Source organism: Polaribacter sp. BAL334, assembly GCF_015767435.1.
In the GTDB taxonomy this organism is placed as follows: domain Bacteria; phylum Bacteroidota; class Bacteroidia; order Flavobacteriales; family Flavobacteriaceae; genus Polaribacter.
The window spans coordinates 49,999-72,794 of the sequence record NZ_JADWOV010000283.1 but is presented as its reverse complement, the minus strand read 5'-3'; the positions used below and the strand labels follow the sequence as shown (position 1 = coordinate 72,794).

Annotated in this window: 23 protein-coding genes; 14 read left to right on the top strand and 9 right to left on the bottom strand. The window is 30.7% G+C overall.

From position 1 onward, the window contains the following. The 4 genes from IU405_RS08180 to IU405_RS08165 all read left to right on the top strand — a co-directional run. A partial coding sequence (locus tag IU405_RS08180) for a T9SS type A sorting domain-containing protein (RefSeq protein WP_197438119.1) occupies positions 1 to 403 on the top strand: 403 nt, incomplete at its 5' end. Positions 404 to 433: 30 nt separating this feature from the next. Further along, the gene (locus IU405_RS08175) at positions 434 to 601 is read left to right on the top strand and encodes a hypothetical protein (protein WP_197438118.1); all 168 of its coding nucleotides are present in this window, start codon (positions 434 to 436) and stop codon (positions 599 to 601) included. A 347-nt stretch (positions 602 to 948) separates the two neighbouring features. Then, positions 949 to 2,976 carry a T9SS type A sorting domain-containing protein gene (locus tag IU405_RS08170; RefSeq protein ID WP_197438117.1) on the top strand — a complete coding sequence of 676 codons (2,028 nt, stop codon included), beginning with the start codon at positions 949 to 951 and terminating at the stop codon, positions 2,974 to 2,976. A gap of 126 nt (positions 2,977 to 3,102) precedes the next feature. After that, entirely contained in the window at positions 3,103 to 4,233 is a 1,131-nt protein-coding gene (locus IU405_RS08165; protein ID WP_197438116.1) for a hypothetical protein, read from the top strand. A 417-nt stretch (positions 4,234 to 4,650) separates the two neighbouring features. Here the strand turns inward: IU405_RS08165 and IU405_RS08160 are convergent, their stop codons facing one another. Further along, on the bottom strand, positions 4,651 to 6,003 hold the full coding sequence (locus tag IU405_RS08160) for a UDP-N-acetylmuramate--L-alanine ligase (protein ID WP_197438115.1): 1,353 nt from the start codon (positions 6,001 to 6,003) through the stop codon (positions 4,651 to 4,653). A 369-nt stretch (positions 6,004 to 6,372) separates the two neighbouring features. Between IU405_RS08160 and IU405_RS08155 the strand changes: the two genes are divergently transcribed. From IU405_RS08155 to IU405_RS08135, 5 genes are all read left to right on the top strand, one after another. Next, positions 6,373 to 6,819 (top strand): hypothetical protein, encoded by a 447-nt coding sequence (locus IU405_RS08155; RefSeq protein ID WP_197438114.1) that lies wholly within the window; start codon positions 6,373 to 6,375, stop codon positions 6,817 to 6,819. A 161-nt stretch (positions 6,820 to 6,980) separates the two neighbouring features. Continuing rightward, positions 6,981 to 7,220: a hypothetical protein gene (locus IU405_RS08150; protein WP_197438113.1), complete on the top strand. Its 240-nt coding sequence runs from the start codon at positions 6,981 to 6,983 to the stop codon at positions 7,218 to 7,220. Positions 7,221 to 7,318: 98 nt separating this feature from the next. Then, positions 7,319 to 8,554: a DEAD/DEAH box helicase gene (locus tag IU405_RS08145; protein ID WP_197438112.1), complete on the top strand. Its 1,236-nt coding sequence runs from the start codon at positions 7,319 to 7,321 to the stop codon at positions 8,552 to 8,554. Between the two features lie 50 nt (positions 8,555 to 8,604). Then, positions 8,605 to 9,120, top strand: coding sequence for a GNAT family N-acetyltransferase (locus IU405_RS08140; RefSeq protein WP_197438111.1), 516 nt, complete (start codon positions 8,605 to 8,607; stop codon positions 9,118 to 9,120). A 59-nt stretch (positions 9,121 to 9,179) separates the two neighbouring features. Beyond that, the gene (locus tag IU405_RS08135; protein ID WP_197438110.1) at positions 9,180 to 10,007 is read left to right on the top strand and encodes a sterol desaturase family protein; all 828 of its coding nucleotides are present in this window, start codon (positions 9,180 to 9,182) and stop codon (positions 10,005 to 10,007) included. A 2-nt stretch (positions 10,008 to 10,009) separates the two neighbouring features. Here IU405_RS08135 and IU405_RS08130 read toward each other — a convergent pair whose 3' ends face one another. Both IU405_RS08130 and IU405_RS08125 read right to left on the bottom strand, forming a co-directional pair. Further along, complete coding sequence (locus tag IU405_RS08130; protein WP_197438109.1) at positions 10,010 to 10,417, bottom strand: hypothetical protein; 408 nt, start codon at positions 10,415 to 10,417, stop codon at positions 10,010 to 10,012. Then, positions 10,404 to 10,988: an RNA polymerase sigma factor gene (locus tag IU405_RS08125; RefSeq protein ID WP_197438108.1), complete on the bottom strand. Its 585-nt coding sequence runs from the start codon at positions 10,986 to 10,988 to the stop codon at positions 10,404 to 10,406. Before IU405_RS08125 ends, IU405_RS08130 begins: the two co-directional genes overlap by 14 nt. A 343-nt stretch (positions 10,989 to 11,331) precedes the next feature. Between IU405_RS08125 and IU405_RS08120 the strand changes: the two genes are divergently transcribed. From IU405_RS08120 to IU405_RS08110, 3 genes are all read left to right on the top strand, one after another. Next, the gene (locus IU405_RS08120) at positions 11,332 to 11,673 is read left to right on the top strand and encodes a DUF6249 domain-containing protein (RefSeq protein ID WP_197438107.1); all 342 of its coding nucleotides are present in this window, start codon (positions 11,332 to 11,334) and stop codon (positions 11,671 to 11,673) included. A gap of 89 nt (positions 11,674 to 11,762) precedes the next feature. Further along, complete coding sequence (locus tag IU405_RS08115) at positions 11,763 to 13,088, top strand: M28 family peptidase (RefSeq protein ID WP_197438106.1); 1,326 nt, start codon at positions 11,763 to 11,765, stop codon at positions 13,086 to 13,088. A 267-nt stretch (positions 13,089 to 13,355) separates the two neighbouring features. Then, complete coding sequence (locus IU405_RS08110) at positions 13,356 to 13,952, top strand: hypothetical protein (protein WP_197438105.1); 597 nt, start codon at positions 13,356 to 13,358, stop codon at positions 13,950 to 13,952. Positions 13,953 to 14,034: 82 nt separating this feature from the next. On the opposite strand, the gene IU405_RS08105 is transcribed toward IU405_RS08110, so the two are convergent. Together IU405_RS08105 and IU405_RS08100 are read right to left on the bottom strand one after the other, a co-directional pair. Beyond that, complete coding sequence (locus tag IU405_RS08105; RefSeq protein WP_197438104.1) at positions 14,035 to 15,501, bottom strand: magnesium chelatase; 1,467 nt, start codon at positions 15,499 to 15,501, stop codon at positions 14,035 to 14,037. Between the two features lie 91 nt (positions 15,502 to 15,592). After that, on the bottom strand, positions 15,593 to 16,714 hold the full coding sequence (locus IU405_RS08100; protein ID WP_197438124.1) for a vWA domain-containing protein: 1,122 nt from the start codon (positions 16,712 to 16,714) through the stop codon (positions 15,593 to 15,595). A gap of 180 nt (positions 16,715 to 16,894) precedes the next feature. Here IU405_RS08100 and IU405_RS08095 point away from each other — a divergent pair, with 180 nt between their 5' ends. Continuing rightward, positions 16,895 to 19,504, top strand: coding sequence for a zinc-dependent metalloprotease (locus IU405_RS08095; protein WP_231749622.1), 2,610 nt, complete (start codon positions 16,895 to 16,897; stop codon positions 19,502 to 19,504). A gap of 63 nt (positions 19,505 to 19,567) precedes the next feature. Beyond that, positions 19,568 to 20,449 carry a TIGR01777 family oxidoreductase gene (locus tag IU405_RS08090; protein WP_197438102.1) on the top strand — a complete coding sequence of 294 codons (882 nt, stop codon included), beginning with the start codon at positions 19,568 to 19,570 and terminating at the stop codon, positions 20,447 to 20,449. A gap of 4 nt (positions 20,450 to 20,453) precedes the next feature. Here the strand turns inward: IU405_RS08090 and IU405_RS08085 are convergent, their stop codons facing one another. The 4 genes from IU405_RS08085 to IU405_RS08070 are packed head-to-tail and all read right to left on the bottom strand — an operon-like array spanning position 20,454 to position 22,795. Further along, positions 20,454 to 21,068, bottom strand: coding sequence for a YceI family protein (locus IU405_RS08085; RefSeq protein WP_197438101.1), 615 nt, complete (start codon positions 21,066 to 21,068; stop codon positions 20,454 to 20,456). Further along, the gene (locus IU405_RS08080) at positions 21,065 to 21,355 is read right to left on the bottom strand and encodes an acyl-CoA-binding protein (protein ID WP_197438100.1); all 291 of its coding nucleotides are present in this window, start codon (positions 21,353 to 21,355) and stop codon (positions 21,065 to 21,067) included. The genes IU405_RS08085 and IU405_RS08080 overlap by 4 nt, the downstream gene beginning before the upstream one ends. Further along, complete coding sequence (locus tag IU405_RS08075; RefSeq protein ID WP_197438099.1) at positions 21,342 to 21,998, bottom strand: phosphatidylserine decarboxylase family protein; 657 nt, start codon at positions 21,996 to 21,998, stop codon at positions 21,342 to 21,344. Before IU405_RS08075 ends, IU405_RS08080 begins: the two co-directional genes overlap by 14 nt. Positions 21,999 to 22,000: 2 nt before the next feature. After that, positions 22,001 to 22,795, bottom strand: a complete 795-nt coding sequence (locus IU405_RS08070; protein WP_197438098.1) for a phosphatidate cytidylyltransferase — start codon at positions 22,793 to 22,795, stop codon at positions 22,001 to 22,003. Position 22,796: the final 1 nt, after the last annotated feature.

Below are 22,796 nucleotides of genomic sequence, written 5' to 3'. Positions count from 1 at the left end.
TCCTGATGGTTTCAACGTCTATTTAGAAGACAGAGCTGCAAATACAGTAACTCTTTTAAGTGAAGCAAATGCCACTTACAAAGTTACCTTAGGGGAATCTTTGGATGGAATTGGACGTTTCTACTTACACACAAAAGCTTCTGGTGTGTTGAGTACAACTGACGTTGCTTTAGACAATATCAGCATTTATTCTCCAGCAAAATCTACGTTGAGAATTGCAGGAGTATCGCAAGGAAAAGCCAGTGTAAAAATCTATAGTTTGCTTGGAAAACAAGTATTTGGAAATACATACAACACAACAGGTGTAATTGATATGAACTTGCCAAAACTAGCAACAGGTTTGTATGTGGTGCAATTAGAAACTGAAAAAGGAACGTTGAACAAAAAAATCACGTTAGAATAATTTTCCAAACACTAAAAAAGACAACATATCATGAAAAATCAAGATACAAATTCAACAAATATTACAAGAAAAGAAGCCATCAAAAAAATAGGAAACTACAGCAAATATGCAGCATTGACTGCTATTGGCACCTATTTGATTTTGAATCCTAAAAAAGCGCAGGCACAAAGTCCTGCTGCTCCTGGAACTGGTTTTTAATTCTAGACACCCTAATTTTTAAAACGCCTCATCAAAATGATGAGGCGTTTTTTTTATACTAAATCACCCATTGTGTATAATTATTTTATTGAATAGTAAAATAGATTTTTTTTGCCACGAATTCACAGATTTTAAATTATTCAACGCAATAATTGTTTTCATCTTTGATGAAAATTTGAATTTATTAGATTCATATTTATAAAAAATTCGTGAATTCGTGGCAAATTAATTTTAAAATTCAATTATTCCCAACAGGTTACTAAATCATAAAAAATTAAGAAAAAAAATATCAAAATCAAGCTCCCTAATTTTACTTTTTTTAGTTAATTTTCATCAAAAATTGGAAAATGAAAAACCACATCTCACTAACCCTCCTTTTGTTATTATTGACAAGCTATAAATTGTCTGCAAACTCAAAAAAAGATAAGCCTTCTGAAAATAATGTGTTTACTCAGTTAAGAGTAAATTTGAGTGATGGCGCAACATCACGGTTTTTTAGAGTGTATTATCTCTCGGAAAATGCGACCAAAGGTTTTGACAATGGCTATGATGGTGAAACTTTTGGCGGAATTACAAACTCGTTTGATATTTTTACACATTTAGTTTCAGGAAATGATGGAAAAAAATACCAAGTGCAATCACTGCCATTGCAAGAAATAGCAGCTATGATTATTCCGATAAATATCAAATCGCAATCAGGAAAACAATTGGTTGTTACTACCGAACTTTTTAATTTTCCAAGTGGCTTGAATGTGTATTTTGAAGATAAATTAACAAACACCATCACCCGAATTGACCAACTAAATACCAATTACACCTTTACTACAAATCAAGCAATAGATAGTTTTGGACGCTTTTTTATATACGTTTCAGCAAGCGAACCTGTTATAAATTCTACATGGAATGGAAGTATCAGTAACCAATGGGAAAACCCCAATAATTGGACAGCTGGTGTGCCAACAGCCATTGTAAATGCACTAATTCCTGATGTATTGAATGCTCCAACCATCAGTAGTGCAACCAACACAGCCGTAAATGATTTGATTATCACTGAACCACAAGGTGTCGTTATCAACTCAGGAGGATCATTGATTGTCAATGGAATTTCGTCAGGAAACGTAACGTATAACAGAAATTTAGAAACTGAAAATTGGTATTTAATTTCGAGCCCTATTGCCGGAGAAACCTATGATGATGCTTATGTAGCTGCAAATTCGTTGGCAATAAGTGGCACAAACAATGCCATTGCAACCTATACAACAGCAAACGATACTTGGTCTTATATGCAAACTGGTGGTGGTGCTGCTTTTAGTATGGGAAAAGGATATTCTGTTAGAAGAGCTACAAATCAAGGCGCAGGACCTATTTCGTTTACAGGCACCATCAATACAACTAATATTTCTATGGCTTTAAACAATACGGGTCGTGGTTTTAACTTGGTTGGAAATCCATTTACATCCTATCTTAACAATGTTACTTTTATCAATGATAACAGTGTAAATATTGTAGGAAATCAGATTTGGGTTTGGAATCAAGGTACCAATAATTATGAAGTAAAAAATCTTATTGAAACCATTGTTTTAGCACCAACTCAAGGATTTTTTTTAAAAACAACTAGTGCAGCAAATTTAAATTATGCAAAATTTCGACAAGTTTCAACTGGTGATGTTTTCCAAAAAAGCGCAAAAAAAGAAATCAAACTAAACATGACTGATGGGGCTAATAGTAGATTTGCAAAAATCTATTATTTAGACAATGCAACAACTAGCTTTGATAATGGTTATGATGGAGAAACTTTTGGTGGAGTTTCAAACTCGTTTGATATTTTTATGCATTTAGTAGCCAATAGTGAAGGAAAAAAATACCAAGTGCAATCTTTGCCAAACTCAGATTTAGAGAACATGGTTATTCCTGTTGGAATCAAAGCAGTAGCTGGAAAAGAAATTACTTTAACAGCAGATGCAATGAATTTACAAGAAGGTTTAAAAGTATTTTTAGAAGATAAAGTAACAAACAAAATGACTCGTTTAGACGAAGTAAATGCTACTTATAAAGTAACATTTGCTGAATCTTTAGACGGAATTGGACGTTTTTATTTGCATACAAAATCATCAAGTGTTTTAAGTACTGAAACTGTTGCTTTAGAAAATATAAATGTGTATTCACTGGATGCTAATACGTTGAGAGTTGCTGGATTATCAGAAGGAAAAACTTCTGTAAAAATATTTAGCATTCTTGGAAAACAGGTTTTTGAAACTTCATTTGATGCAACTGGTGTAAATGATATGCAATTGCCAAAATTAATCCATGGCATCTATGTAGTTCAATTAACTACTGAAAATGGAACGTTAAACAAAAAAATACTATTAGAATAATTTTTTAAGTATTCAATAAAAATTCAGAAAAATAAAAAAAGTACAATTGAAAATACTACTTTTGAAATACCTAAATTTTTGCGACAAAAATGACCTTTTTGAAGCGAATTTTACGCTAATTTTTATATGACTACACCAAAAAATATCCTTTTGTTGCCTATTGAAGACAAAACCATTGTTTGGTTTGCTGCCACCAATGAATATGTGGTTTTTGAAAATGAGGTCGCTAGCATTTTACAACAGCGTATTTCCGGAAGTGCAATAGATGAAATTGCATTGACAATTGCCAACAAAATGGATATTCCTTTTACGGAAATCAAACATTTTATTGAAGAATTAGAGGAACAATTTTTAAACAAAACATTGGTTGAAACTTTCCCATCAGAAAAAGAAGTCTCAAAAATAGAAAAGCCTATCAGTTTCGAAATTTCAGAAACATATTTGATCAATGATGTTGTTTGTAAAGTTGCCTATTTATCCAAAAAAGAACGCGAATTGGTGCATCCAAAATTTGCACATTTGGTAGTTTCTGATGCGCCTTTACATCATCATTTATTTGAAGTATTTATTCAAAATAACGAAATCATTTTATTTGTAAATAATGCTTTTATTGGAACTTGGCATCCTGAAGAAGTGCATTATTTTCAAGGGAAATTCTCTATGGAATTGATTCAAAAAATTCATCAAAAAGAAGAATCAAAATGGCTGGGTGTTTTCCATGCATCAGCAGTAAGTAATGGGAAAAAATCCATCCTATTTTTAGGAGATTCTGGCAATGGAAAAAGTACTTCTTTGGCATTGTTACAAGCCAATGGATTTACGTGTTTGGCAGATGATTTTGTGCCAATTGCAGCCGAGAATACAGAGGTATATAGTTTTCCAGCAGCAATATCTATCAAAAAAAATAGTTTGCAAGTGTTGGATTCTTTATACCCTACTCTAGCGAGTGCACAAGAATATGATTACATCCGATTGAACAAAATAGTGCGCTATTTACCACCCAATAATGCTGATTTCACCACGCATTTGCCGTGTGAAAAACTGGTATTTATCAAATATGAAAAAGAGGCTGTTTTAAAAGTGAAATCCATTTCAAAATTAGCTGCTTTTCAACAACTCATTCCAGATTCTTGGCTGTCTCCATTAGCAGAAAATGCTGATATTTTTTTAGATTGGTTTGAGTCTTTACACTGTTATCAAATTACGTATTCTGATAATGAGAAAATGATTGAGAAAGTTCGGGAATTGTTTGGATAGTGTTGTTCGATATTCGATATTCGATGTTCGATGTTCGATGTTCGATTTATGTCAAAATAATACTCTTTAATTCCTAAAAACTATTACACGAAGTTTCACTAAGAAGTCACAAAAAACACAAAGAGATTGTTATTAAAAAAACTTTGTGAAACTTTGATTTTCCTTTGTGTCTTTTGTGAAATAGCTTGTTATTCTTTTTTCGATATTCGATTTATATCAAAAATAATACTCTTTAATTCCTATAAACTATTACACGAAGTTTCACTAAGAAGTCACAAAAAACACAAAGAGATTGTTATTAAAAAAACTTTGTGAAACTTTAATTTTCCTTAGTGACTTTTGTGAAATAGCTTGTTATTCGTTTTTCGATGTTTTATTCGTATTAAAAACAACCTGTATTAATTCTGAAAACTGAGACTAAAAACTATTTTTAAATCTCTCAAAATCCAATCCACCATAATTTCCTGAACTCATCAATAAAACAACTGTTTTTTGCAAGTTTTGAGAAAACAAGAAATCACTAAATGCTGTTGGATTTGTATAAATAACCAAATCATTTCGTTCAAAAGCTGTTGCAATTTGTTCTTTTGTTACGGCTTCTAATTGTTTGATTTTAACGGCATCTGGAGAATAAAAAACAACTGCTTTATCAGCAAAATCTAATGCTCCTTTGTATTCAGCTAAAAATTCAGCATTCAAACTAGAATAGGTATGCAATTCTAAACAAGCCAACACTGTCCAATCTGCAAATTGTTCTTTGACTGCTTTTGTTGTTGCAGCTACTTTGCTTGGCGAGTGTGCAAAATCTTTAAAAATTACAGTAGATTTCGTTGATGCAATTTTTTCAAGACGCTTACTTGCACCTTTAAAACTCGCTATTGCTTCGTAAAAATCGTCTTCATCAATTCCCATGTGTTGACAAATCCACTTTGCTCCTGCTAAATTTTGTAAATTATGAATTCCGAAAATTTCTAAAGGCAAATCACCCTCAAGAGTTTCTAAATACGTAATTCCGTTTTCAATAAAATGTTTTGGAGTAGTATAAGGATATTTTTTAATGTGATTTTCAGACGATTCTACAATCTCTTTTACATGTTCATCTTCATCATTGTACACCATACTTCCACCATTGATCATAGAATCAGTAAAAATTTTAAACTGCTCTTTGTAATTTTCAAAGGTTGGAAAAACGTTGATATGATCCCAAGCAATACCACTTAACAAAGCAATATTTGGTTGATATAAATGAAATTTTGGACGTCTATCAATTGGAGAACTCAAATATTCATCTCCTTCTAAAACAATAAAATCGTTTTCTTCTGTCAAATGCACCATCGTTTCAAAACCTTCCAATTGCGCACCAACCATATAATCAACCTCTTTTTCGTGGTAATTTAGCACATGTAAAATCATAGAAGTAATGGTTGTTTTTCCATGCGAACCACCAATTACAACTCGCGTTTTATTTTTGGATTGCTCGTATAAAAACTCAGGATAAGAATAGATTTTCAATCCTAATTCTTCCGCTTTTAGCAATTCAGGATTGACTTTTTTGGCATGCATTCCTAAAATAATAGCATCTAAATCCGAGGAAATCTTCTCAGGAAACCAACCAAATTTTTCGGGTAATAAGCCATATTTTTCCAATCTAGATTTTGAAGGCTCGTGAATGGTATCATCACTTCCAGAAATATTTTCTCCTTTTTGATGTAAAGCAATTGCCAAATTGTGCATGGCACTTCCTCCAATGGCAATAAAATGAATGTTCATATTTGAAGTTTATAAGGAGTAAAAATACAAAAGGGAAATATATTTCTGTAAAAAAATGATTTTTATGTTTTAGGAATAAATTTATCGGAAAAAAGAAAATTCAGTCCTTTTTGGATTTTAAAAAAGGTTACAGCAAATCTAAAAGTACTTTAAACCCACAAAGAGAGCACTTTAACAATACTAAAAACTGATTTAAAATAATCATTAAGTAATAATTAAAATAGATTATATCAATAATAAAAATAGTAATCATAAATAATATTGATAAATATTAGTATTATAAAAAGTAAAAAAATACCTTTGTATGCGAAAATATGGGTAAATACACATTCGTTTATCTGTTTTGCAATTAACTTTAAAACAATAAACATGAAAAAAATAATTTTTACTTTAGGATTTATTCTAGTTACATCTTTGGCATTAACTGCTCAAGAAATTTCTAAAAATGCGATTGGTCTTCGATTTGGAGGAGGAAATGGTGCAGGTGGTGAAGTTTCTTATCAAAGAGCTTTAGGTAGCAACAACCGTTTGGAAATTGATTTAGGATTAGCTAATAAATTCAATAATTTTAAAGCTACAGGATTGTATCAATGGGTTTGGAATTTAGAGGATAGATTCAATTGGTATGCAGGTTTTGGGGGTGGTTTAGTTTCTGATAATGAAACTGGAATTTTTGCTGCTGGAATTATTGGAATTGAATACAATTTTGATGTACCAATTTTACTTTCTATTGACTATCGCCCTGAAATTGGGGTTGCTGGTAATATAAATGGATTGGAATCAGACGTTGCATTATCGGTAAGATATCAGTTTTAAAAAATTGTTTTAAAAAAATAAAGCCTTAACATTATGTTGAGGCTTTTTTATTTTGATGATGATTCGACGGAATCAAAACTAAAATTTACTGAATAAAATAATGTAATCCTTAAAAATTCAATCTATTTATGAAAGGATAACCATCTCAAAAAAAATTTATCATGCTAATTTCAACTTGGAATAAATTTCATAGTACATTAAAAATCGGAGTCATTTTATTAATTGTTGGAACGGGTCCTCTAATTATTTCAATAATAGCAAGCGAATTAGGATTTATCGATATTGGAAATGCTGTAGGTCCAGGAATTGTAGCATTTGTAAGTTTTTATCCATCAATTATTCTGATTTTAATAGGCAGTATTCTTTCTTATCGAAAAAACAAAAAACAAAAGAAGGATTAGAAGAATTCAATAAAAAAATAGAAATTTCATAACAATAGTAAACTAAACTTTTGCAAAAAAAACATTCAATTTCAACTATCTTTGTGCGAAAATAATCAATGAAATTTTCTGATTTTCCCTTACATAAATCCATTTTAAAAGCAGTTGCTGAAGCTCGTTTTCAAACGGCTACTTTGGTTCAAGAAAAAGTAATTCCATTGGTTTTGGAACAAAAAAATATGATTGTAGCTGCGCAAACTGGCACAGGAAAAACAGCTGCTTTTGCATTGCCCATCATTGATTTGTTATTTGAAAAACAAGATGCTGAAAAAGGAGAAAAAAAAATAAAAGCATTGATTGTTACGCCTACTCGCGAATTGGCAATTCAAATTTTTGAAAATTTTAAAAGTTTTAGCATATACTCAAACCTCAGAACAACAGCCGTTTATGGAGGTGTATCATTAGAACCTCAAAAAGATGTATTGGCAAAAGGAATCGATATTTTGATTGCCACTCCTGGAAGATTTATTGACCTCCAAAAACAAGGAAATATTGATGTTAGCAATATTGAAATTTTTGTGTTGGATGAAGCTGATTTGATGCTAGACATGGGTTTTATCAATGATGTTGAAAAAATCGAACAATTATGTCCTAGAAAAAAACAAACCTTGTTATTTTCGGCAACAATCCCTGAAAAAATTGACGAATTGGCAAAATCAATTGTAAAAAATGCTGTAAAAATCGCTATCAATCCTGAAGAAACTACTGCCAAAAACATTGGTCAATTATTGTATTTTTTGCCCAAAAAGAACAAAACAGATTTGTGTTTGCATTTGTTAAGAAACACGATTCATGGGCAAATTATCATTTTTAGACGCACTAAATTTGGTGTGGACAAACTAGAAGAATCTTTAGTAAAAAATGGCTACACCGTAAGCAGTATTCATGGAGATAAAACACAAGTGATTAGAAATAAAGCGATTGAAGATTTTAAAAATAAAAAAACGTCCATTTTAATTGCAACTGATGTTGCTTCTAGAGGAATAGATATTACCAATGTTGATGCCATTATCAATTTTGATATTCCGAATATTGCAGAAACCTATGTGCACAGAATTGGTAGAACTGGAAGAGCTGGAAAATCGGGAATTGCATTTTCTTTTTGTTCGCCTGATGAAAATGAGTATATCAAAAATATAGAAACATTAATCGAAAAACCGATTAAAGTTATTGACGAACATCCGTATCCAATTGCCAAACCAAAAAATAAAAAACCGCAACCAAATACGTTGAGTAAAAATAAAAAAGGTAGAAAATCAGAAGCCTCTAAAAAAAATAAAAAACGTTGGTATTAATCTAACAAAATCAAACATTCTTATTTGTAAAATCATTCTATATTTCAATAATGATTCACATCAGAAAAGCAAGCATTCAAGATGCTAACATCCTTACAGAAGTAGGATTTCAATCGTTCAAATCGGCTCATGGTCATAGCGCACCAAAAAAGGATATTGAAGAATACATGTCACTAAACTTCAATGAAACTACTTTTACAAAAGAGCTTTCTGAAGAAAAAAATCACTTTTATTTGATTTCCTACAATGAAAAAGTTGTTGGATATACGTTGCTGATTTTCAACAAAAAAGAAGCAAAAATTCCTATTGAAAATTGCGCTTATTTGAGTCGAATTTATTTGTTAGAGGAATATTATGGTTTGGGTTTAGGAAAACAGTTATTTGATTTTATCAAAATCCTTTGTATTGAAAATCAGCAATTAGGAATTTGGTTGAATGTTTGGGTTGAAAATTTGAGAGCTATTAGTTTCTATAAAAAAATGGGTTTTGAAATTGTTGGAAAATCAGATTATCAAATTTCTGCAACACATTCTAATCCAAATCATGTGATGTTTTTGCAACTTTAATTGGGTTCAAAAATTACATTAATTTTAGTATCTTTCCATCAATAAAAAGCATTTTTTAAATGGAAAATTTTTTAAACTTCTTTGAAAACATGCCTTCTTGGCAAAAATTAGTTTGGATATTTATTTGTATTTCAGCTAATTGGATGATTGAATTGGCAATTCCTCTCGTAAAATTCAATTATAAAAAATTCAAACATGCAGGCGTAAATATGGTTTTTTTGGCTTCGGATGTAAGTCTTAATTTACTCTTTGGAATTCTTACAGTGGGAATTTTTTCTTGGCTTTCCGCAAATCAATTTGGCTTTTTATATTTGATTGATTTTCCCATTTGGGTGGAATTAATCATCGCAATTTTAGCTCTGGATTTTGCAGCTCAATATGTGGTGCATTATTTATTACACAAAATTCCATTCATGTGGCGTTTTCACATGATTCATCATTCAGATACCACTATTGATGCAACAAGTGCCACAAGACATCATCCTGGAGATTATGCTTTTCGAGAAATTTTCGCCTTGATTATGATTGTTATTTTTGGAATTCCATTGGCATATTACCTGTTTTACAGAATGGCAACTGTGTTTTTTGGATATTTGACACATGCTAATTTTTCTTTTCCAAAAAAGATTGACCAATTTTTAAGCTATGTTTTTATCACTCCAGATATGCACAAATTTCATCATCACCATGAAATGCCTTGGACTGACACTAATTTTGGCAACATTTTTTCGTTTTGGGACCGAATTTTTGGAACGATAACTTATGATGACCCAAAAAAAGTGGTGTATGGTTTAGACTTATTGGATGACACAACAGACCAAGATATTTTGTATCAATTTAAAATTCCTTTTGATAAAAAAATTCAACTGAAATCGGATAAAAAATAGTGTTATTCAAATCGTTTGTCAAAATAATTTTTCAAGTAAAACAACTGAAAAAGTAACATTCCACCAAATAATAGAAAGGCTATCAAAGTGGTATTTGATATGGATAAAGTCTCAAATATTTGATTGATTTTCAAACTTGGTATAAAAGAAAAATTAAGTTTTGGCATCTCAAATACTGAATTTTCTTTCGTTTTTGAAGAAAATAAAAGTACTATAAAAATGACTGAAAAAATGCCAAACCATCCTTTTTTCGAAATCAAAGGTTCTTGATTCAACACTTTCTTTTGATTTGCTTCGATTTTTTTCATCAAAGTTGCAGTGAAATTCAAAGATGGACTTTCAATTTCAATTTCTTTGATATATTTAGATGCAAAAGCATCTATTTCTTTTTGTAAATTATGATTTTCCATAATGGCTTATAATTTCTGGTTCAAAGGTCGTTTCAACGATATTTAATAATCTTTTTCTAGCTCTATGCAATTTTACTTTTACATTGGATTCTGATAATAATGTGATCTCACAAATTTCTTTTAAAGAAAGTTCATCATAATAGAACATCCAAATTATAGAACGTTCATCCTCTGGCAATTTTAATAGGCAATTGTCCATTATTTTGGCACGCTCTTTTTGTTCTATTTGCTGCAAAGCAGTATCAAAAGAAGCAATTTTATGATAATTTATTTCATTGATTTCCAATGTATTATTGTGTTTTTTATTTTTCTTAATGGCATCTAATGACACATTGTAAGCAATACTATATAACCAAGTAGAAAACTTAGAATCTCCTTGAAATTTATTCAAATTTTGATATGCTTTTATAAATGCATCTTGACAAATCTCTTCGGCTTCTTCCCTATTTTTTGTCATTTTAAATGCCAACGTAAAAATCATTTTTTTATACGAATCCACCAAAAATGCAAATGCATTCGCATCGCCTTTCAGTACTTTTTCAATATAAAATTGGTCGTTAGTTGTTTTCATTTTTTACTATGACAAGCAAATACATAAAAAGGTTACAAAAAAGATTAAAAATATGCTGTTGAGTTCATAAAATTTTAAAATGAATTTACCACAGATTCACGAATTCTTTATATATGAATCCAATAAATTTGAATTTTCATCAAAGATGTAAACAATTATTGTAATGAATAATGCAAAATCTGAGAATTCGTGGCAAAAAAATCTATTGTTCGAATTCATAAAATAATTATTCCCAACAGATTAAAAATAATTTTTCGCAAATTTTGTAACCTCAATTTAAAACATATCGTCAAAGCTACAAACACAATAAAAATAAACAATTTAATTTTTAAAATTATAAATTATGGAAGTAGCAGTATTAGCAGTAATTTTTGGGAGTATATTTGGAGTATTTTATTTATACTTTTCAACCAGAAACAAAGAACGTTTAGCACTGATAGAAAAAGGTGCAGACGCAAGTATTTTTATGAAAGGTCATTCAAAAAATGATTCTCCATTTTGGAAAGTTTTCATCTTAAACCTTTCATTGCTTTTAATAGGTATCGGTTTGGGAGTTTTTTTAGCCCTGACTTTAGAAGCATATACAACCTTTGGTGATGCAATTTACCCAGCATCTATATTCCTAATGGCAGGTATTGGATTATTTGTTGGCTTTACACTAACTAAAAAATTAGACAAAGAATAATCATAAAATCAACTCAAAAATAAAAAGAGAACAATTCAATAGGAGTTGTTCTCTTTTTTCTTTTTATTTTAGTGGCTTAAATTTTAAACATGAAAAAACTAGCCTTTTTATTTCTGATAATTACAATTTCAATTACTGCACAAACAGACCAAAAAATTTATGACATTATTGAAAATGTGTCCGAAGAAAGATTGAAAAAAGATGTAAAAACATTGGCAGATTTTGGCACAAGAAACACTTTTTCAGATACCATTTCTAATACTCGTGGAATTGGTGCTGCAAGACGTTGGATTAAAAAAGAGTTCGATAACATCTCCAAAGAATGTAAAAACTGTTTGAATGTTTTTTATCAAAAAGATTTTGTAACCACAAAAATGAGCAATCGAGTTCCTAAAGATACTTGGATTGTAAACGTTGCTGCCATCCAAAAAGGAACAAAATATCCAAACAGTTTCATCATCATGACAGGTGATATTGATTCAAGAAATAGTGATGGTTCTGATTTTACAAAAGATGCACCAGGAGCCAATGACAATGCCTCAGGAATGGCTGGAACCATTGAAGCTGCAAGAGTTTTGAGTAAATATTCATTCGAGAATAGCATCATTTATTTAGGTTTATCAGGAGAAGAACAAGGTCTTTTTGGTGGTGCTGGATTTGCAAAATATGCGAAAGATAAAGGATGGGAAATTATAGGTGTTTTCAATAATGATATGATTGGAAACATTACTGGAGTTGATGGCGTAATTGACAATAGAACCTTCCGAATTTTCTCAGAACCTGTTCCTCCAAAAGAAACAGAAAGAGAACGAAATATGCGCCGTTTTTATGGTGGTGAAGTAGATGGAATTTCAAGACAATTGGCAAGATACGTTCACAAAACTACCAAAACGTATATGCCAGAAATGAATCCAATGATGGTCTATAGATTGGATAGATTTGGACGTGGAGGACATCACAGACCTTTTAATGATTTGGGTTTTGCGGGCATTAGAATTATGGAAGCTCATGAAAATTATACACAACAACATCAAGATATTAGAACAGAAAAAGGCATCAATTATGGAGATACCTTTGAACATGTAAACTTCGGCTATACTAAAAAATTAACAGCCGTAAATGCGATAAATTTAGCAAGTTTGGCTTGGGCTCCTCCATCTCCTTCAGAAGTTGCTATTGGCGGAATTGTAGAAGCATCTGCAAAATTAAAATGGAATAAAGTGGATGGTGCAAAAGGGTATAAAATATATTGGAGAGATACCACTTCTCCAACTTGGGATCACAGCAGATATGTAGAAAATACTGAATTTACTTTGGAAGGAATTGTAATTGATAATTTCTATTTTGGAGTGGCTGCTGTTAGTGAAAATGGCCATGAAAGTGTGGTCGTTTTTCCGAATAAAATTATGAGATAAAAATATCTTATCCCTTAAAAGAACTAAATTTATTGATAATTATTTTTTGTCGTCAAAAGAATACCTAATCAAATTATCTTATTCGTATTAAGCACTTTAAAAATTTATTTTAAAGTGCTTTTTTTATTACAATTTATTCAAAGTTTCATGAGATATTGAATCAAATTATAAATAAAATTCCAAAAAGGTTAAAAAGTTGTTAAAATAATTATTTTGATTTCTTTTATAAAAGTATTACTATTATATTTGTATGGTAAACTTTTATATATGAAAAATGTACTCACAACTTTATTAATTATCATCTCAATTCATACGTATTCACAAAATGAATTGAAAAATAATTTTTTAGACATTTTCAATGCTGTAAAAGTGGAAGAAAATCATTTTCAAAGTCAGGACATCTCTCAAAAGTTTAATTTTCAAATTTTTGAAGAAATAAAAAATTCAGAAGATTTGAAAAATTACCCTATTGCAGAAAAAAAATTCATCTTGAAATTAAATTCAAGTTCAATTTTTTCTGAGAAAATTCAGGAAAAATTAAGCAATAAGAATAACGTAAATAAAAGTATGTTGGTAGAAATCAACAACCAATTCCTTGAAAATCTAATTGTTAAAATATATATTGAAAATGATCAAATAGAAGAAATCATTTTAGATAGCTCTGAGAATTATGGTGATAGAAATATTGATTTGTACAGAAATTTCTCAGATTTAGAAGATAAATTATTGGTAAACTATATTATTGACAAAAATAAAAGCATCCAATTTGGAAATAATATGATGCCCTATTTGAATAAAATTTTAAAAACTGATGTTGAAAAAACATTGAATACAAGCTTAAATTTACTAGCCGTAAATTTTTAACTCATAACTTTTTCATTTTAAGTGAATTGTTATTTTTGGTTGATTAATTTGGCATCTAATCTAGGATTAGATGCCTTTTTTTTTACAAATCATTGATGAAATTTCCATAAGGGTCTTTAAATTGAGTACCTTCTGCAAAACGATATTTACTCAATTTTTTATATTCAACCAAAGCCCATAAAACAAATTCTTTCACAAAATAGCGATCTTCTTGAATCATATTGGGTTGGTGTTTTTCTAAAAAAGCATCAAATGGTTTTATTTTATCCAACTCATTTTGATATTGACTTTCAGTAAAATCATCTAACAATTCAAAATCCTCATCTGTATTGAAAAACCAAGAAATAATGTCATCATAAGGAGTCTCAACATGTTGTTTTTCCAATTTTTTAATCTCTGGAAAATAAGTTGGAAATAAAGTTTTAATAGCTTTTCTGATCAAATTTTCTGCAACAACATGCGCTCCTTCTTGCTCACCTTCATACACCAATTCTACTTTTCCTGTGATTGAAGGAATAATTCCGTCAAAATCACTCAAACGAATCATCGTGTGTGTTTCTCCAGAAATCAAAGCTCTTCTTTCTGCTGTGCTCAATAAATTTTCATAAGCAGAAATACTTAAACGTGCACTTACCCCACTTTTAGCATCAATAAATTCACTTTCACGCGCTTCAAAAACAACTTGCTCTAATAAATCTTTCGCTAATTCTGGAACTTTGATAAAGTCTTTTTGTGCACTTACTTTCTGTGCTTCTTGTTGCGTAATGATTTTTGCGGTTTCAATATCTTGAGGATAATGAGTTAAAATTTGAGAACCAATTCTGTCTTTTAAAGGTGTTACAATACTTCCTCTATTCGTATAATCTTCAGGATTTGCGGTAAAAACAAACTGCATATCCAAAGGCAAACGCATTTTAAATCCACGAATTTGGATATCTCCTTCTTGTAAAATATTAAACAACGCTACTTGAATTCTGGCTTGTAAATCTGGCAATTCATTAATCACAAAAATGCATCTGTTTGCTCGTGGAATCATCCCAAAATGAATCACTCTGTCATCTGCATAGCTCAGTTTTAAATTGGCAGCTTTTATGGGGTCAACATCTCCAATAATATCTGCAACAGTCACATCAGGAGTGGCTAATTTTTCAGCAAAACGTTCACTTCTGTGCAACCAAAAAATGGGAGTTTCATCCCCTTTTTCTTTGATGATTTCTTTGGCAAATCTTGAAATAGGTGCAAAAGGATCGTCATTAATTTCTGAACCTTCAACCACAGGAATATATTCATCTAACAATTCGACCATCAATCTTGCCAAACGCGTTTTTGCTTGACCTCTTAATCCCAATAAATTGATATTGTGCTTGCTTAAAATGGCTCTTTCCAATTCAGGAATTACCGTATTTTCATAACCATGAACACCTTTAAAAACGGTTTCTTTGTTCATGATTTTGCTGATGAGATTTTCTCTCAATTCCTCTTTAATCAATTTTGATTGATATCCAGCCTTTTTTAAATCTCCTAATGTTTTTATGTTTTCTAAATTCATTTTTTTTGTTTTAGAGAAGAGATTTTAGAACAAAGAAATTAGACTTTAACTAATACCTCTATATTCTCTCTTCTTTTTTCTTTTATCTAAATTATCCTCTAATTCTCTTTTTTCTATTGGTTTCATAATCTTCAAAAATCATTTCACCCAAACCTTTCAATCCTGTGTAAAATGCTTTTCCTTGATTTGCCGCTGTAAATTCACTGATAAATTGCATCAAATAAGGATCTTGTGCAATCATAAAAGTGGTAATGGGAATGTGCAATTTTCTGGCTTGTTGCGCCATTGCGTAACATTTATTGACAATATATTTGTCTAAACCATTGCTATTTTTATAATATTGTCCATCAGGCAAACGCAAACAACTAGGTTTTCCATCGGTAATCATAAAAATTTGTTTGTTGGTATTTTTCTTTCTTCTCAATAAATCCATTGCCAATTGCAACCCTGCCACTGTATTTGTGTGATAAGGTCCTACTTGCAAATAAGGCAACTCTTTGATATCAATTGTCCAAGCATCATTTCCAAAAACGATGATATCTAAGGTGTCTTTTGGATAACGAGTGGTGATTAATTCAGCCAAAGCCATTGCCACTTTTTTAGCAGGTGTGATTCTGTCTTCTCCGTATAAAATCATTGAATGACTAATATCAATCATCAAAACAGTACTCATTTGCGATTTGTGCATGGTTTCTTCCACCACCAAATCGTCTTCTGAAAGTGAAAAATCCTGAATTCCATGATTTACTTGCGCATTTTTCAAACTTTCTGTGATAGAAACTTTGTCTAAATTATCTCCAAATTGATAATTCCTGAAATCGCCTGTATGTTCATCTCCTAAACCTGGAGATTTACTTTTATGATTGCCAGAGCCACTTTTTTTGATTTTCCCAAAAATATGCTTCAATGCTTGTTGACGAATGGCGCGTTCTGTTTTTGGCGTAATTTTGGTTCCTCCAAGTCCATTCGCATCAATTTCCTCTTTGATGTAGCCTTTCTTTTTTAAATCTTCTACAAAATCATCAATAGAATAATGTTCATCAGTCAATTTATATTCTTTATCCAAAGAACGAAGCCAGTCAATTGCTTCGTCAAAATCACCTGAAGTGTACGTAATTAACTCTTTGAAAATATCAAAAAGTTTCTCAAAAGGCGATTGATTTTCTGATTGAAAAGGAGTGAAAACAAATCCTTTTTTATTGCTTTTTTTCATCTCTGTAAAATTACGACATTCTAAAATGAATTTCTTTGTCGATTTCAATCGTTTTGGATATTTTAACAAAAATTTTATGGATTTCATTTCTCTTAATTTTATCATAAAATTAACAGTAAAATACAAAGACAAAAACTACTTTAACGGCTTATATCAAAAATTCAAATCATAATGAAAACAATGTATTCAAACAAACACAAGTTTCTTTGGCTTTTTGTTTTGGCACTTACTTTAGTAATTGTTCCAGACATGAGCGCTCAAAGAAAGAAAAAAAAGGATTCAAAGGAAATTGTTGCTCCAAATCCAACTCCTCCTGCTAAAAAGGACAAAACTGTTGCTGAACTTACAAAAGGCAATAAAAAAATGGAAGGTTTATTCACCATTTTTCAAGACACAGTAACAGGTGCTGTGAAACTTTTGGTAAAAAAAGATCAATTAGACAAAGACTTTATTTATTTTTCTCAAATTGCTGACGGAGTTACTGAAGCTGGTCATTTTAGAGGTTCATATCAAGGTTCGTCTGTGTTTTACATCAAACAATATTTTGATAGAATCGATTTTATTGCACCAAACACAGCTTTTTATTTTGACAAAAACAATGCTATTTCGAAATCTGCAGAAGCAAATATTAGTGATGCTGTAATAGCATCAGGAAAAGTATTGGTTGCTGATAAAAAAACTGGAGAATATTTAATTGAAGCTGATGGATTATTCTTATCTGAAACATTTACTACTATTAAAAGACCAAGATTCCCAGGCGCTTCTCCTTTTGCATTTAGCTTAGGTAATTTTGATAAAGGAAAATCAAAAATCGAAGCAATCAAAAATTATCCAGAAAACACAAATATCAAAACAGCTTATGTGTATTACAATCCTTCTGTTATGAATGGTGGTTCTGAAGCAGTTACTGATGGTAGAAGCGTAACTATAAAAGTGTTTCATACCTTTATGAATATGCCTGCAGATGATTATGAGCCAAGAATGGATGATCCTAGAGTTGGGTATTTTTTAAGCCAAACAAATGACATGACTACCACTGAAACTATCAATTACAGAGATATGATTCACAGATGGAAATTGGTTAAAAAAGATCCAAATGCTGCCATTTCAGAACCTGTAACTCCAATTACTTGGTGGATTGAAAATACGACACCTTTAGAATGGAGAGAAACCATCAAAGAAGGAGTGTTAGCGTGGAATGAAGCTTTTGAAAAAGCTGGTTTTAAAAATGCCATGGTTGTAAAAATTCAACCTGATGACGCTGATTGGGATGCTGGAGATGTTCGTTATAATGTATTGCGTTGGACATCTTCTCCAAATCCTCCTTTTGGTGGTTATGGACCAAGTTTTGTAAATCCTAGAACTGGAGAAATTTTAGGTGCTGATATCATGTTAGAATATGTTCATTTTACGAACAGAGTTTTTCAAGATAAATTATTTAATAATGCTGCTGCAAATATGAAATTAGAAACTCCACAAGAATTGGAGATCAAGAAATTTTTAGCAAAAGAAAATTTATTGTTCTGTTCTGCTGGACATATTATGCATGAAAATTTGCAATTAGGAACCACTGTTTTACATGCAATTGGTGCTTCAGATTTAGATATGGAAGCTATCAAAAAAGAAGGGATGAAATCATTGATCATGCACGAAGTTGGGCACACTTTAGGATTGAATCATAATATGAAAGCGAGTCAATTATTTACACCTGCACAATTGGCTGATAAAGATTTTATCAAAGGAAAAGCATTGACAGGATCTGTAATGGATTATGCAGGAATCAACATCACCAATGATAGAACTAAACAAGGGCAATATTTTGATATGAATGTTGGACCTTATGATATTTGGGCTATTCAATTTGGATACATGCCTTTCAAAAATGAAACTGAAAGAATTGCATTGCTAAACAAATCTACCTTACCAGAATTGACTTTTGGAAATGATGCTGATGACATGCGTTCTCCTGGAAAAGCAATTGATCCAAGAGTAATGATTGGAGATTTATCAAATGATGCTATCACCTATTCTATTAACAGAATAGAATTAGTGAACACAATGATGAAGAAAATCAAAACTCAATTTACCAAAAAAGGACAAACTTTTGAAGATTTAAGAAGAGCTTATTACACGCTTCATAGCCAATCTTCTATTTCTGGAGGTGTTATTTCAAGATATATTGGAGGTGTTTATGTTGATAGAGCTACTTTTGGACAAGAAGGAGCTACACAACCTTTTACACCAGTTTCTTTGAAAGATCAAAAAAGAGCCATGAATGCACTGAACAAATATATTTTTGCACCGAATGCATTTGATACTCCAAATGATGTTTACAATTATATCGCAAGACAAAGAAGAGGCTATAATTTTTCTAGCGGAACTGAAGATCCAAAAATTCACGATCAAGTGTTAGGATATCAAACAAGTGTATTAGCGCATATTATGCATCCTAATACATTACAAAGATTATCAGACTCAGAATTGTATGGAAATCAATACAAATTATCAACTTTTATGTCAGATTTAAACGATATGATGTTCAAGCCAGATGTAACAGGATCTATCAATTCTTTCCGTCAAAACTTACAAGCAGTTTATGTAAAAAGATTGATTGCAATGATTACAGGAACTACAAGTAGTCGTTTTTCTGTAGCTTCTCAATCTATGGCGATTCATAATTTGAATAACATCAAAACTTGGGTAAGTAATGGAACTGGTGATTTGGCAACAATCGCTCATAAAAATCATCTTAAAACATTAATTACTAATGCTTTAAAAGAAATAAAATAAATTTATAATTATTTATTATTCAAACCGCAATCATAAAGATTGCGGTTTTTTTATCTTTACAACATGGCAAAAATTTTAATTACTGGAGGTACAGGTTTAGTGGGAACGAAACTCACAAAATTATTGATTGAAAAAAATCATGATGTAGTGATTTTAAGCAGAAATCCATCACAAAAAAATGAGTTCAAATGGGATATTGCAAACAATTTTATTGATGAAAAGGCCTTTGAAAATATTGATTTTATCATTCATTTAGCTGGTGAAGGAATTGCAGATGAACGTTGGTCAAATGAACGAAAAAAAGAATTGATTGATAGTAGAGTGCAATCTGCAAACCTTCTTTTTGAGAATATCAAAAAGCTAAAAATTCCTTTGAAAGGTTTTATCAGTGCCTCAGGTATTGGGTATTATGGCGCTGTTACTTCTGAAAAAATTTTAGACGAAACCTCAAAACCTGGAAATGATTTTTTAGCGGAAATATGTAAAAAGTGGGAAGCTGCAGCGTTGCAATTTGAGAAAGAAAAAATTCCTGTAACTATTTTAAGAACGGGAGTCGTTTTATCCTCAAATGGTGGCGCTTTAGAAAAAATGAAAACGCCTGTAGTTACTCCTTTGGGTTCAGGAAAACAGTATTTACCTTGGATTCATATGGATGATTTATGTGAAATGTATTTGAAAGCAGTTGAAAATAATTTACATGGCATATTCAATGCTGTTGCACCTGAATTTCACTCTAGTTTTTCATTTTCAAAAACATTGGCAAATAGCATTCAAAAACCTTTTGTGGGTATTCCTGTTCCTAGTTTTTTATTGAAAATAATGTTTGGTGAAATGGCTATAATTTTATTGGAAGGAAGTAAAATTTCCGCAAAAAAAATCGAAAAGAATGGATTTTCTTTTCGATTTAAAACGCTTGAAAAAGCACTTGATAGTTTTAAATTTTGAATTTTTAGTTAAAAGTTGAAGTGATGTTTAACGCAACTTCACTCCAAGTTACTGAAACACCATCAGAGCCTTTGTGTAAATCTTCACAAACTTTGTTCAATGAAGCCAAAGCTGCAGAAGCATTCCAATTGTTTACATCAATGGTTGCTTGCATATTGAAGATTTTATCCACAATGGTGTATGTAAAAGGTACATCTTTAGTTTCACCATTCATGGTGATTTTTGCAATTCCATTGCTGTCATCTGAAATTAGTAGTTTTCCTGAAAGCAAATCTGTATTGCTCATAACACCAAAAAAGAATTTTTTAATTTTATAATCTCTACTTGAATCTTTTGTTAAAATACTACTAACAGGAATTGAAAATTCAGTATTATTAATTGCCTCTTGAACACTGTTTCCTGTTCCTCCTGAAACTATTTCAATCTTCGAAAATTGACCTCCAACAGGAATTTTTTCTGATGTTTTGTAAGCTGTAAAATGGATGTCATTTTTGGCATATTTCAGTGCAAATGGCGCTGCAACTTTATCAGCATCTTCTTTTTTTGATTCTGATTTGCAAGATGATAAAGTAATAATTATTGAAATTCCTACAAAAAAAACATATACGATTTTTCTCATTTTACTTTATTTTTGTCTGTTAATATCGTGTTTGCTAATGCAATATATTCTTTTTTTGCATCTTCAGAAGACATTCCTTTCAATTGCATCCAAGCATTAAATTTGAAACCGCTAATCAAATTTGAACCACTGTTGTAAGTGAAATTATTCCCATAATTAGCTTGTTTATAAAATGCATAAAAACGCAACATCACATCAGGTGCAACTCCTTTTTTTAATTTAGATATTTTATCAAAAGCTTCCTGATATAAAGTATCTAAGTCTTTTTCTGTATTATTTTTGGGCAATGACTTGGACACCTCCTTTAACTTTATCTCCTAATTTTACATTTATTTTTGTTCCAATAGGTAAAAATAAATCAACTCTTGAACCAAATTTTATAAATCCAGCATCTGTACCTTGAATTACATTTTCTCCTTCTTGGGCATAATTTACAATTCTCTTTGCTAAAGCTCCTGCAATTTGTCTGTATAAAACCTTTCCAAAGGTCTCATTTTCAATAACGACAGTTGTTCGCTCATTTTCTGTAGAAGCTTTTGGATGCCAAGCAACTAAGTATTTTCCTGGATGGTATTTGCTATACACAATTTTTCCACTCATAGCATATCTTGTCACATGAACATTAATTGGAGACATAAAAATGGAAACTTGAATCCTTTTATCTTTAAAAAATTCAGGCTCTTCAACTTCTTCTATCACCACTACTTTTCCATCTACTGGAGCAATGATATGAGTTTCATTTATGGTTGTTTTTCTATTGGGATTTCTGAAAAATTGTAAAATTAAAACCACAAAACCAAGTGTTAGAACTTGTGTTATTTTAATGGCTAATACTGAGTCAAAAATCTTTTCTGCACCTAAAATAATTGCAATTCCTAAAACAAATGTGATTGAAATTATTTTGTAACCTTCTTTATGAAAACGAATCATGGTTAAATTATAAAATTTATATACAAATATACGAATGGAGAGGCAAACAGCAAACTATCTAATCTGTCTAAAATCCCTCCATGTCCTGGCATTAAATTACCACTATCTTTTAAGTTGGCTTGTCTCTTAAATTTTGAAACAATTAAATCTCCAATAGTGCCAATATTTGAAACAATTAGTGCAATCATCATCCAATGAAACAATGAAAAACGATCATACAATTTACTGATGATAAATGCTGACAATAAAGAAAAAACCATTCCTCCTATGAAACCTTCTATTGTTTTATTGGGAGAAACTGATGGAAATAATTTCTTTTTTCCAAAATTTTTACCCACTAAAAAAGCGAAAGAATCATTAATCCAAATAATTGATAAAATGCTAATCATCAAATAGGGATGAAATAAACCATCTGAAAATGGCAGTAAAACTAGAAAACAAAATGAAAAAATGATGTATCTAATGGTTATCCCTAGTTTGATTCGTTCTGTATGATAATTGATTGGCTTTTTTGTAAAAAGTTGATATGAAAAAAACATTGATGAAGCCAACGTAATAAAAAGTATTCCTGTGATTGCAAAACTTTTTTGTCTTATAAACATTAAAAATAATGTTGCTCCAAAAAAGATATAGGGTGCTATCGATTTAAATTGAATCATTTTTCCAAATTCCCATAAACATAACAACCCAAAAGAGGTAATTAAAAATAGATATGATTCTTGTGAAAACAGAATCGAAAATAGAAATAATAACACGTAAACAATGCCTGAAAAACTCCTTCTAAAAAGGTTACTCATA

Excerpts from the sequence above, each read along its gene's own strand:
- IU405_RS08095 (WP_231749622.1), top strand. The coding sequence starts at position 16,895 with ATGTATTCAAACAAACACAAGTTTCTTTGGCTTTTTGTTTTGGCACTT.
- IU405_RS08075 (WP_197438099.1), bottom strand. The coding sequence starts at position 21,998 with ATGATTCGTTTTCATAAAGAAGGTTACAAAATAATTTCAATCACATTT.
- IU405_RS08170 (WP_197438117.1), top strand. The coding sequence starts at position 949 with ATGAAAAACCACATCTCACTAACCCTCCTTTTGTTATTATTGACAAGC.
- IU405_RS08135 (WP_197438110.1), top strand. The coding sequence starts at position 9,180 with ATGGAAAATTTTTTAAACTTCTTTGAAAACATGCCTTCTTGGCAAAAA.
- IU405_RS08175 (WP_197438118.1), top strand. The coding sequence starts at position 434 with ATGAAAAATCAAGATACAAATTCAACAAATATTACAAGAAAAGAAGCC.
- IU405_RS08150 (WP_197438113.1), top strand. The coding sequence starts at position 6,981 with ATGCTAATTTCAACTTGGAATAAATTTCATAGTACATTAAAAATCGGA.
- IU405_RS08155 (WP_197438114.1), top strand. The coding sequence starts at position 6,373 with ATGAAAAAAATAATTTTTACTTTAGGATTTATTCTAGTTACATCTTTG.
- IU405_RS08115 (WP_197438106.1), top strand. The coding sequence starts at position 11,763 with ATGAAAAAACTAGCCTTTTTATTTCTGATAATTACAATTTCAATTACT.
- IU405_RS08070 (WP_197438098.1), bottom strand. The coding sequence starts at position 22,795 with ATGAGTAACCTTTTTAGAAGGAGTTTTTCAGGCATTGTTTACGTGTTA.
- IU405_RS08100 (WP_197438124.1), bottom strand. The coding sequence starts at position 16,714 with ATGAAAAAAAGCAATAAAAAAGGATTTGTTTTCACTCCTTTTCAATCA.
- IU405_RS08110 (WP_197438105.1), top strand. The coding sequence starts at position 13,356 with ATGAAAAATGTACTCACAACTTTATTAATTATCATCTCAATTCATACG.
- IU405_RS08130 (WP_197438109.1), bottom strand. The coding sequence starts at position 10,417 with ATGGAAAATCATAATTTACAAAAAGAAATAGATGCTTTTGCATCTAAA.
- IU405_RS08140 (WP_197438111.1), top strand. The coding sequence starts at position 8,605 with ATGATTCACATCAGAAAAGCAAGCATTCAAGATGCTAACATCCTTACA.
- IU405_RS08165 (WP_197438116.1), top strand. The coding sequence starts at position 3,103 with ATGACTACACCAAAAAATATCCTTTTGTTGCCTATTGAAGACAAAACC.
- IU405_RS08090 (WP_197438102.1), top strand. The coding sequence starts at position 19,568 with ATGGCAAAAATTTTAATTACTGGAGGTACAGGTTTAGTGGGAACGAAA.
- IU405_RS08160 (WP_197438115.1), bottom strand. The coding sequence starts at position 6,003 with ATGAACATTCATTTTATTGCCATTGGAGGAAGTGCCATGCACAATTTG.
- IU405_RS08105 (WP_197438104.1), bottom strand. The coding sequence starts at position 15,501 with ATGAATTTAGAAAACATAAAAACATTAGGAGATTTAAAAAAGGCTGGA.
- IU405_RS08125 (WP_197438108.1), bottom strand. The coding sequence starts at position 10,988 with ATGAAAACAACTAACGACCAATTTTATATTGAAAAAGTACTGAAAGGC.
- IU405_RS08145 (WP_197438112.1), top strand. The coding sequence starts at position 7,319 with ATGAAATTTTCTGATTTTCCCTTACATAAATCCATTTTAAAAGCAGTT.
- IU405_RS08120 (WP_197438107.1), top strand. The coding sequence starts at position 11,332 with ATGGAAGTAGCAGTATTAGCAGTAATTTTTGGGAGTATATTTGGAGTA.
- IU405_RS08085 (WP_197438101.1), bottom strand. The coding sequence starts at position 21,068 with ATGAGAAAAATCGTATATGTTTTTTTTGTAGGAATTTCAATAATTATT.